Raw genomic sequence first — 10,715 nt, forward strand, 5'->3', positions numbered from 1 at the left:
ACCTCTCTTTAGGACTTCCTACCTATCAATTTTTGAAAGCAGACCAAAAGCATAAACCTCACAAAGGAAGAATATGCCTGAACAATATTATCGTATTTTGACATAACTTTAAAAAATCTTTTATATTGCTTTTCTCTAATACAACAGAGAGCAATTCTTGAATTATTCATGTTTATCACTTTTCTAATTTGGCGATTTGGTATATGGAACGGATATCTCTTTAAAAATTCAATATAATGATCTGCATATTTTTCAGTCAGATCAATATTTTGCGGCAAATTACGATTGGTAATGTAACGATTAAAGTATACATTATCAACTGCAATAGCATCATATTTATCAAGAACTCTTGCAAAAAACTCCCAATCTTGATGACGGACAAAACTCTCATTATATCCGCCGAGCGACTCCCATGCATCACGCACCATCAAGGCAGTACCCGTCCCCATATAAACTTTTCCTAAAAGATAATCGTAAAGAATATCACCATTTTTTTTCACCTTAATAATATTTGATAATTTATTGTCATAGAAAACCCTAGTTGAACAATAGGCTATCCCATATTTGCAACCGACATCCTGCAAAGCCTTGACCTGATTCTCTATTTTATCGTTTGACACAGTATCATCGTCATCAAGAAACATTAAATAATCACCTTTGGAAACTTTTGCACCGGTATTTCTTGCCGATGAGCCACCTAAATTTTTTTCATGGATTATATATATTATACTCTTTTCATCTATATACTTTTTAAGTCTCTTTATAGTTTTTCGTTGATTATCCGTTCCCTTTCCGTTATCATCAACAACGATTATTTCAATATTTTTATACGTTTGAACTAAGATTGATTCAATTACCTTCTTGATACCAGCAGCACCACCATATGTGGGAATGATTACAGAAACCATTTTTATCTTGTATGATGTTTATAGAAGCAAAAACAACATGTTCCTTTCATTTTTTTTGTTCTGTAGTTTAATACATTCAGATACTGTGGACTATTGATTTTTCTCTATAGCTTGACTACACAACAGGATTGTATTACCGCTACCTTTATCTGAATTGTTTATTAACTGGATGTTTCCGGAGTGTTTCACTCTGAGTACTTATTTTAATCAAGTCTACAATGATAATTGTTGGTGGATATCACAGTATCAGACTTTATGAAAGGGATGTAGAACCTCATGATCTATGTAGGTATTGATATTGCCAAACTTAACCATTTCGCGCTGTGATTTCTTCGGAGGGCGAGATACTCATCGAGCCGTTCAAATTCACAAATAACTATGATGGCTTCTATCTGCTGCTTTTTATACTGGTACTCCTTGACCAGAACAGCATCATCATAAGTCTTGAATCAACGGCACACTACGGTGACATCCTTGTTCGTTTTTTTATAAGCAAGAATTTTAAAATATGTGTTTTAACCCTATCAAGACTTCGGCTATGCGTAAGAATAGTGTACGCAAAACCAAGACTAATGAAGTCGAAACGTTTGTTATTGCTAAAACCCTTATGATGCAGGATTCCTTAAGGTTTCTGACCTTATAGGAGCTGGATTACATCGAACTCAAGGAGCATGGCAGATTCCGCCATAAAACGGTGAAGCAGTGTACCCGTTAAAAATACAGCTGACTTCTTATCTGTATCAGGTCTTCCCTGAGTTTCAATACTACTTTAAATTCGGTGTACATCAGAATTCTGTTTATGCACTCCTTAAAAATGCGCCGACACCAAATGACATTGCTGCCATGCACATGACTCATCTTCTCCAAATGGCTTCTCACGGTCATTTTGGTAAAGATTCTTCCAGAGAATTAAGAGTTCTCACACAGAAGTCTGTCGGTATCAATAACAGTTCCTTATCTATTCAAATAACTCAGACCATTAAGCAGATTAAGTTATTAGATAGACAGTTATTCCATACAGAACTTGAAATGGCAAACCTTGTCATCTGCCTCCACTCTGTGATTATGACCATCACGGGCATTGGGTCTACCAATGGAGGAATGATGCTTGATGAGTTCGGATATATCCACCGCTTCTCTACACCGGGTAAATTGCTTGCATTTGCTTGATTGAATCTATCTGTTTATAATTCTGGAAATTTTCAGGTTAAGAGGAACCATATGTCCAAGGACAGCTCACGTGTACTCCATTATGCCCTTATGAATGCAGCGCATATTGTCGTAAAAACAATGCAACTTTCAAGGCTTATTATGATACCAAGAGAGCCGAAGGCCGGACTCATTATAATGCCCTTGGGCATTGTGCCGGTAAACTTGTCAGAGTCATCTGGATGATGCTCACTGACGAAGTAGAATTTAACCTCAAATAAGAGGTTTGTATACCTAAACCGATAAATTTGAAAAAATGCACCCAACCGGAAACTTTATTTAAAGTTATCCTTTTTTACCATCGATAAAGAAAATGAATTTTTTGCTAGTTTATACTTGACTTTTCATAGCTGGTCTCCTATCTTTATTTCCATAGTAGGCTTTTTTTATAGATGCTACATAGTTTGCTTTATTCATCAATATTTTCATTGTTGCCATTGCATTATTACTCATTTTTTGTTGCAACTTCTGATTATTAATAAGTTCACACACTTTCTCTGATAAAATATCATCGTTTTCTGATAAAAAGCCATTTTTTCCATTGGTAATGATTTCTGTCAAACCATCGGTTGGCGTGCTAACAATAGGTAGCCCTAATGACTGTGCCTCTAACGCACACATAGGTGTACCTTCGAACCGAGAGGTCATAATCATAATTTTAGAATCATACATAATCTTCAAAGGATTATACTGAAAGCCTAAAAATTTTATATTTTCATTAATACCCATCTCTTCTGATAAATTTTTTACTTTATCCTCCAAATCACCTGTTCCAATTATCGCAGCTTTTAAATTAGGATTTTTATCAACTACTTTTCCCAATACCTTAATAAGCCGCTCCGGATTCTTTTGATATGTTAGTCGTCCTACATATACTACATCAAAATCATAGGAACCAGTATCCAATTCCATTTTTTTGTAAAGTGAGTCCACATCAATTATGTTTTGTAACACTACACTTTTATTCTGTGCTATAGATTTAAATCTATATTGTAAAAATGCGCTTTTAGACACCCAAAATACATTCCGTGATTTTAGAACCGGAATAAGTGATGCAACTGATTTTACAGTTATCTTCCTCGCCCTAAAATCATTAAAATGAACATGTGTTATAAGAGGTATTCTGCCACACAATATTGCGGCATGAAAGGCTGCATTAAAATCATGAGCATGAATAATATCTGGTTTATATTCTTTGATTACCCGTTTAACCTCCGAAATGTTAAGTTTGGTCATTGGATAAAACTTGATACCACGCTCTAAAAGAGCGTCACGTATCTCCCCATCTTGGCTACAATATGCCATTTCAATATCTGAATCTTCACTAAACATTCTTATTATCTGACAAGCCACATTTTCAGCGCCTGAAAAATGAAAACTCTGCAATAGATGAAGTACTCTCATTTGTTAAATCCTTCCTATATCTCAAATATATTTTATTACTTTACAAACCACAGTAAGTCTATTAAAGTCTTTGATTATTTCCAAAATAAACATTATTCAAAGATTTATAGGACGATGATTCGATCAAAAGCAAAGGTTTTTCCTCTTCTCCAGCAGTATCTGCTGTGAAAAGGTGCCAAGCCGAAGGCCAAAGCATACGATCCCATTTCCCAATAAGAAGAAAAGTAAAATCGCTTATTCAGTCATTGAATTGAATATACCTAAGAAATCTTCTACAAATATCACCTCTGTAAAACTCCACTTATTTCCAGTTTATATAACTCTTTAAGTTTTTCAGAAACACTCTCAATATTATAATCAAGTATAATTTCAAGATTACTAATACCCATTTTAATTCTCATGTTTTTATCATTAGATATTTTAAGTATTCCTTTAGCAAATCCAGCTATATCATTAGGAGCAAACAACAAACCATTTACCTCATTTACTATTAAATCACTATTTCCTCGGATATCGCTAACGATACAAGGCAAACCACACGCCATAGCCTCCATAATAGAACGAGATAAGCCCTCTTGCAAGGTAGCAAGAACAAATATATCTGCTGCCCACAATAGTTCGCACATATCGGTTCTATAGCCTAATAAATATACTTGATCAACTATATTTAATTTTTGAGAAGTCACTACCAATTCATCTCTTTTGGGACCCTCTCCGCAGATGAACAAATGCAATTTTTTGTCATTCGCCTCAGCCACGGCCTCTATAATAGCACCGAAATTTTTACGTGTAACTAAGTCACCTGATGATATAATCATTATATCGTTGTCACCTAGTCCTAATTCCTTTCTTTTAGCAGTTCTAATCACATTGTTAGGAAAATAGGTTTCAGTATCAATACCGACTCCAGGGACATAATATACTTTACCACAGTCTCTAAGATGCATTTTTTTTGCTATCTCAAAGTCTTCGTGGTTTATAGTAATAAGTGTATCTGTAAAGTGTGCTAATAAACGTTCTATTGGGTAGAATAATATCCAGTTAATGAGCGGTGCCCCTTTATAAAAGTGAAAACCATGTGCTTGATAGATGATTTTTGGCACCTTATATTTTAAACCAACTATTCGCCCTAAAAGACCTCCTATAGGAGTGTTGCAATGAATGATATCGTATTTTTCGATTTTAACAAGTGATTTTAACTGTGCATATGCCTTTCTGTTGCCTGGGTGGTACGGCGATCGTATAAAATCTATCTGATGTATTTTTATTCCGTATTTTTCTTCATCAGCATGCCGCTCTTTATTAGAAGTATATGACCAATTGCCTGCAATATGGAATTCGAATCCTAATTCTTTTGCAGAAAGCATACTTGTGTAAGAGAAACTATTAACTCTTTTGGCTATATTTAGTATATAGAGAAATTTTATTTTTTTCATACCATTATTGCTTCGAATATCTATACTCATTCATTTTTCTTCCTTCAGCAGTTATATATTCTCTCGAAAAGATGAATCCGTTCTTCTGATAGAAATAATTTACTCCTTCATTATCAACGGCATCTGTTTCAAGATTTATATATTTATATTTATTAAAATCCACTATTTCTATTAGTGCTTTTATTAATTGTGATCCTACCCCTTTCGATTTAGCCCCTGGAATAACACCAATTGAAGAAAGTTCTACATATTTTTCCTTGCGTTTTACTTCATTCGGTTTTAAAAACGCTTTAATCAAACGCGTAAATACTATGGGCTTTCTAAAAAATGCGCCCAAACCAAACCATACAAAGAATATCAATTTAGTTTTAATCATAAATAAATACAATCCACTAAAATCTCCTGAATATGACAAAAATCCAATTGGTTTGTCTTCTTCAAAAGCAACAAGTAGTCCAGAATCTACATGTTTACAATATGATGAATACATTTGATTCAAAAATCCTTTTCCCATAAATGTTAGAAAAAAGCCCGTAAAACTGTTCATATGAATATTTACTACTTCTTGGATAACTTTTTTTTCATTAGAATAAATTTGTCTTATAGTAATCATACTTAAAATACCCTTATATCTTCTACAGTTTTATGCTACCCTTATACTCCTTACCTAGCATTGCAAGACAGGTCATCACCATAATCTTTATATCTCTAAAGAAATTAAAGTTTTCAACATCTTTTAGATTATAGTACATTTTTGCTGGAAGTATCTGTTCAATATATACCCTATCTGTATCTTCCGCTACATCAAGCAATTTAGCTTCGTCCTTAAAATAAATACTCGCAAGGCTTGTTACACCAGCAGGCAGAAGCAATGTTGCCATCATTTCTGGTGTATACGCTTCGACATATTTAAGGCTCTCCGGACGAGTCCCCACGAATGTCATTGTTCCACGAAAAACATCAATTAATTGGCTGACTTCATCTAGTCTACATTTACGGATAAATTTGCCGACGCGAGTAATTCGTGTATCTTCACTAATCGTAACTTGAGATCCTTTATCAGCTCCCTGAACCATCGAGCGAAATTTGAAAATGCGAAATTTCTTATTATACTGCGTTACTCGAATTTGGCGAAAAAATACAGGACCTTTGCTATCAATTTTAATTGTAATCGCAAGTATCAAAAAAGCTGGGGAGAGAGCAAGTAACAAAATTGATGAGGTCACTACATCAAATATTCTCTTAAAAAACATACTAGCTTGTTTAGTTTTAAGTATATCATAGTATTTTCTTACTTCTTGGTTCTGCATTTCTAAAGGAAGATTTTCCCACTTTATTAACATCATTTTATGTACTCCCTAAGAACTTCTGTATACTTTATAATTACATATTCCACGTCTTCATCCGAAAGTTTTGTATGTAGCGGAAGTGAAATTTCGTTAACAAACCTTTCAAAAGAATTCGGATAATCTTTAATATCAAATCCAAGATTTTTATAAGCGGTCATCATTGGCAATGGCTTATAATGCACGTTGCAAGCAATTCCTAACTCCGCCATTTTGATTATAAGCTCTTGACGCTCCTTCAACGTAATACCAGGTACTCTCGTAATATACAAATGTCCAGAAGACTGATATTCATTTGTATAATGCTTCAACACCTCAGTTCCAAGCGGCTTAAAAGATTCATCGTATCTGCAAATGATTTGTTTTCTTCTTTCTAGTAAACTTTTATATCGACTCATCTGTGCCAGACCAATTCCTGCTGTAACATCAGTCATGTTGCATTTATACCACGGACCAACTATGTCATATTCCCATGCTCCAAGTTGCGTCTTTGCTAGCGCATCCTTAGACTGTCCATGCAGGGAATATAACTGATATTGATGATAGATAGCCTCATTATCAATTCCATCTATATTTTTCCATGTCACAGCACCACCCTCTGCAGTAGTAAAATTCTTAACTGCATGAAAGCTGAAATTAGAAAAATCAGCAATGCTTCCTACAGGCCTGTCCTTCCATGTAGCTCCAAAAGAATGAGCTGCATCTGCCATCACTATTACTCTTCCGATTGCCTCCTGTATTTTATTTTTGGGACGGAACATTCCTTTTTTGCTTTCAAGAATCGAAAAAATTCTGGCATAATTACATGGAACTCCTCCAAGATCAATTGGAATAACTACCTTTGTCTTTTCTGTAATTGCATCTTCAAGTTTATCATAATCCATTTCAAGAGAATCTTTCTGTGTGTCTATCAAGACTAACTTTGCGCCCACATGGCATACTACAGATGCAGTGGCGGTGTATGTATAGGCACATGTTATAACTTCATCATCCTCAGAAATGCCTAACAAACGTAAAGTCATTTCTGCACACGCCGACTGCGAATTTAAACATACTGCTCGGCTGACACCACAAAAAGCTGACACTTCTCTTTCCAATTCCTTAGTCTTAGGTCCCGTCGTAACCCAGCCGGATCTTAATACCTCCGCAACTTGTTCAACCTCTGCATCAGTTATATCCGGTGGTGAAAATGGTATTTTCATATCTTTATCAAGTCCTTCCTTTATCACATACAACTTAACTATATAACAGCTAGATCACACTCTAGTATTACTATACTCACTCTGAAACGAATCATTTTTCCATAACATTTTATTCAAAAAGCATAAACATTTGATACCAGAGCTTCATATTAGACGTATCCATTCCTCCCACTATTTCCGTGCTGGTTATTTTTAGACATTAACAACACATTTCTGTAAATACCTTTTATTCATTACTTTATGCATAAAAATTGTACAATCGCGATTTTAATTGAATATAAAAAGCTAAACCTAAAATCATTTTTTTATAAACAATCAAAATCTACCTCCATTTATTTTATTACCCATGGTCTTCCCTTTCTATTATCTTTTTCTTTTAGTGAAAAAGCCTGTGTCATTTTTCACAAGCTTAGTCTTACTCTTATTTTAGATTCCTTAAGAGTAAGCAAAAAGCATCTGATCTACAAACCCTTGTCTAACCCATCCTTTTCCTATATCATTGAAAAAACTTTACATAAATCTAGAACTAAGCTATTAACTATAACAGTATTTATTCTATAAATTAAAAGTAACATCCTTCTCCTATAGCTGATCGTATCTTCTTACTAATCCATATTAGTTTTATAAGCACATTTTAAATTTATATTAATGTAAATAAAATGTCATATTTTCATGATAAATCAATTAAAGAAAGCAACAAAATTAGTATAGTGATAATTCTTCACCTTGGCCCTTTTCATAATGCCTCAATATACTCTCTTTCTCATACCTCTGGCCGATACGTCGGCACAATCTCCGCCACGATCTCCTTCATCTCCCCGCTTTCCCTAAAACTAGCCTCATCCAACTGCCGCAGCTTCTTCTTAAACCATTCATCATCCATCTCAATAGGCTTCCCAATATGTATCAGCTCGTTTTCTGTCTCCTGGAGTCCTTCTTCTTCCATCAGAAGCTCTTCATACAGCTTCTCTCCAGGTCTCAGCCCCGTATAAACCACAGGGATATCCACGTCCGGCACATATCCGGACAGCCGAATCAGGTTCCTTGCCATATCATCAATCTTCACCGGTTCCCCCATATCCAGGATAAAAATCTCGCCGCCCTTGGCGTAGTAGCTGGCCTGCAGCACCAGGGACACTGCCTCCGGAATGGTCATGAAATACCGGATCACTCTCTTATCAGTCACCGTAACCGGTCCTCCGGCTGCAATCTGCTTTTTGAACAGCGGGATCACACTTCCGTTGCTCCCCAGCACATTGCCAAACCGGACAGCCACAAAATCTGTATTGGCGTACTGCCGGTTCATCATCTGCACCACCATCTCACACAGCCGCTTGGAGGCCCCCATGATGTTGGTAGGATTCACCGCTTTATCTGTAGAGATAAGGACAAACTTCTTTACCCCTGCCCGGCAGGCTGCCACCGCTGTTTTGTAGGTGCCCAGCACATTGTTTTTTATAGCCTCATTCGGGCTGTCCTCCATGAGAGGCACATGCTTGTGGGCCGCTGCATGGAATACGATATCCGGGCGATAGGTATTCATGACCCAGTTCAGCCGGTTCGTGTTTCTTACGGAGCCAATCAGGGCAACCAGATTCAGCTCCTCCTTGGGGTACGTCCTTAAAAGTTCCTGCTGAATATCATACGCATTATTCTCATAGATGTCAAATAAAATGAGCTGCTTCGGCTTTGCCTTGGCTATCTGCCTGCAGAGCTCGCTGCCGATGGAACCTCCGCCTCCGGTAACCAAGACCACCTTCCCGCCGATGGCATGGAGGATTTCCTCATTATTTACCTTTACCTGTTCTCTGCCAAGAAGGTCTTCCACTTCCACGTCTCTTAGCTGGCTGACCTTTACCTCCCCCTTCACCAACTGGTAGATGCCCGGGAGGGTCTGGAGCTTGCACCCTGTATGCTTGCATATATCAAGGATCTCTTTTCTGTCCTTCGCTGTCGCTGCCGGTATTGCCAGGATAATGCTGGTAATGTGATACTCCTTCACCATGTCCGGAATATCATTTCTGCCCCCAACAATGGGGATTCCCTCCAGCAAACGTCCTTTCTTGGAAGGATTGTCGTCAATCAGGCAGCATACCTTCGAGTTCAGACGCCTGCTGTTGAATAATTCCTTTAACAGCATCTGCCCGGCGGAACCTGCCCCGATAATCATAATCCGATCCCTTATGCCAGGACCATCCTGCCGGCTCCGGCTGGTATACAGCCTTAAGAGTCTGTAGGAAAACCGGATTCCTGTTGTCAGACACAGGCAGATAATATATCCCATGAAATAGTAGGATCTCGGCATGCGCAGATGCATGAACAGCATGCCAAAGATTTGAATGGGCACTAGAATGATATATGCAGCGATGATCCTTCTCACCTCTGCAACACTTGCCAGACGCCAGATGCTGTGATACAGACGGCAGGCATAGAACACCACCACCGTGGAGATCACCCAAAAGGGCATAGACCAGAGATACCCATAAAGGTACACTCTGGGTATTTTAGAAAATACAAAGTCAAACCGCATAAACAGCGCCAGCATATACGATGCCATTACTGCCAGTATATCCATGAATACAATCACAAGAGCTCTCTGTATCCATACACTATCTTTCTTATTATTAACACTCATAAATTATCCCGCCTCTTGTTTATCGCACGAAAAACGGCGATGCTTTGACACACCGCCAGTTTTCCTAACCTTTCTCTTTGATTCTGTTTCTTCTGGCATAGACAATAATGCCTGCAAGAGCTGCAAGCCCGGCCGCTACGATTGCCAGGTTGGGATCTACAGCCGAGCTCATCGATGTAACTGTCTGCTGGCTCACCTCACTGTTTCTGGCAAAGATAACCAGAACAGACCCCCAGGTTAAGCAGGCGATGCTGCCCAACACTGCCGCTGTCTTTAAAAACCATTTCATACTTTCACCTTCTCCTCCGTAAAAACTCCTTGTGATTCCTCTTACTTTTTTTGTGTTTTTTGCGCACAAAAAAAGAGCTTATGATTCGCATTTTTCTATAAGCTCTCTCACGATATCTTTAGTAAGACAATTTTTTAAGTGATGCCATGATATTGTGCAACTGGCTGCCATACTCTTTGTAAGCTTAGGCCCTCTAGCTTTGCGCCACCAGCTTTCGCTGGTTTTGCCGGAGCTGTATCTTTTGCATTTCTGCTTTTCTATTAATCAGCAGTTTTTCCTAGTGTAC

9 protein-coding genes and 1 riboswitch are annotated in these 10,715 nt (G+C 37.5%); of the genes, 1 reads left to right on the forward strand and 8 read right to left on the reverse strand.

Going from position 1 to position 10,715, the window contains the following annotated elements; all coding sequences use genetic code 11:
* Positions 1-8: 8 nt before the first annotated feature.
* Entirely contained in the window at positions 9-908 is a 900-nt protein-coding gene (locus BUA56_RS12155; protein WP_072852085.1) for a glycosyltransferase family 2 protein, read from the reverse strand.
* Between the two features lie 702 nt (positions 909-1,610).
* Between BUA56_RS12155 and BUA56_RS23655 the strand changes: the two genes are divergently transcribed.
* Positions 1,611-2,078, forward strand: a complete 468-nt coding sequence (locus BUA56_RS23655; protein WP_187143942.1) for a hypothetical protein — start codon at positions 1,611-1,613, stop codon at positions 2,076-2,078.
* A 369-nt stretch (positions 2,079-2,447) separates the two neighbouring features.
* Here the strand turns inward: BUA56_RS23655 and BUA56_RS12165 are convergent, their stop codons facing one another.
* The 7 genes from BUA56_RS12165 to BUA56_RS12195 form a co-directional block, all read right to left on the reverse strand.
* On the reverse strand, positions 2,448-3,521 hold the full coding sequence (locus BUA56_RS12165) for a glycosyltransferase (RefSeq protein ID WP_072852087.1): 1,074 nt from the start codon (positions 3,519-3,521) through the stop codon (positions 2,448-2,450).
* A gap of 281 nt (positions 3,522-3,802) precedes the next feature.
* Positions 3,803-4,987 carry a glycosyltransferase family 4 protein gene (locus tag BUA56_RS12170; protein WP_084067903.1) on the reverse strand — a complete coding sequence of 395 codons (1,185 nt, stop codon included), beginning with the start codon at positions 4,985-4,987 and terminating at the stop codon, positions 3,803-3,805.
* Positions 4,962-5,570 (reverse strand): GNAT family N-acetyltransferase, encoded by a 609-nt coding sequence (locus BUA56_RS12175; RefSeq protein ID WP_072852088.1) that lies wholly within the window; start codon positions 5,568-5,570, stop codon positions 4,962-4,964. The genes BUA56_RS12170 and BUA56_RS12175 overlap by 26 nt, the downstream gene beginning before the upstream one ends.
* Positions 5,571-5,592: 22 nt before the next feature.
* Positions 5,593-6,303, reverse strand: coding sequence for a sugar transferase (locus BUA56_RS12180; RefSeq protein WP_479724298.1), 711 nt, complete (start codon positions 6,301-6,303; stop codon positions 5,593-5,595).
* Positions 6,300-7,505 carry a DegT/DnrJ/EryC1/StrS family aminotransferase gene (locus BUA56_RS12185; RefSeq protein WP_072852090.1) on the reverse strand — a complete coding sequence of 402 codons (1,206 nt, stop codon included), beginning with the start codon at positions 7,503-7,505 and terminating at the stop codon, positions 6,300-6,302. The genes BUA56_RS12180 and BUA56_RS12185 overlap by 4 nt, the downstream gene beginning before the upstream one ends.
* Positions 7,506-8,268: 763 nt before the next feature.
* Positions 8,269-10,140 (reverse strand): polysaccharide biosynthesis protein, encoded by a 1,872-nt coding sequence (locus tag BUA56_RS12190; RefSeq protein ID WP_072852092.1) that lies wholly within the window; start codon positions 10,138-10,140, stop codon positions 8,269-8,271.
* Between the two features lie 64 nt (positions 10,141-10,204).
* Positions 10,205-10,429 carry a hypothetical protein gene (locus tag BUA56_RS12195; RefSeq protein ID WP_072852094.1) on the reverse strand — a complete coding sequence of 75 codons (225 nt, stop codon included), beginning with the start codon at positions 10,427-10,429 and terminating at the stop codon, positions 10,205-10,207.
* Positions 10,430-10,581: 152 nt separating this feature from the next.
* Positions 10,582-10,667, reverse strand: a riboswitch (cyclic di-GMP riboswitch).
* Positions 10,668-10,715 lie beyond the last annotated feature (48 nt).

It is taken from the genome of Lactonifactor longoviformis DSM 17459, assembly GCF_900129135.1.
In the GTDB taxonomy this organism is placed as follows: Bacteria; Bacillota; Clostridia; order Lachnospirales; family Lachnospiraceae; genus Lactonifactor; species Lactonifactor longoviformis.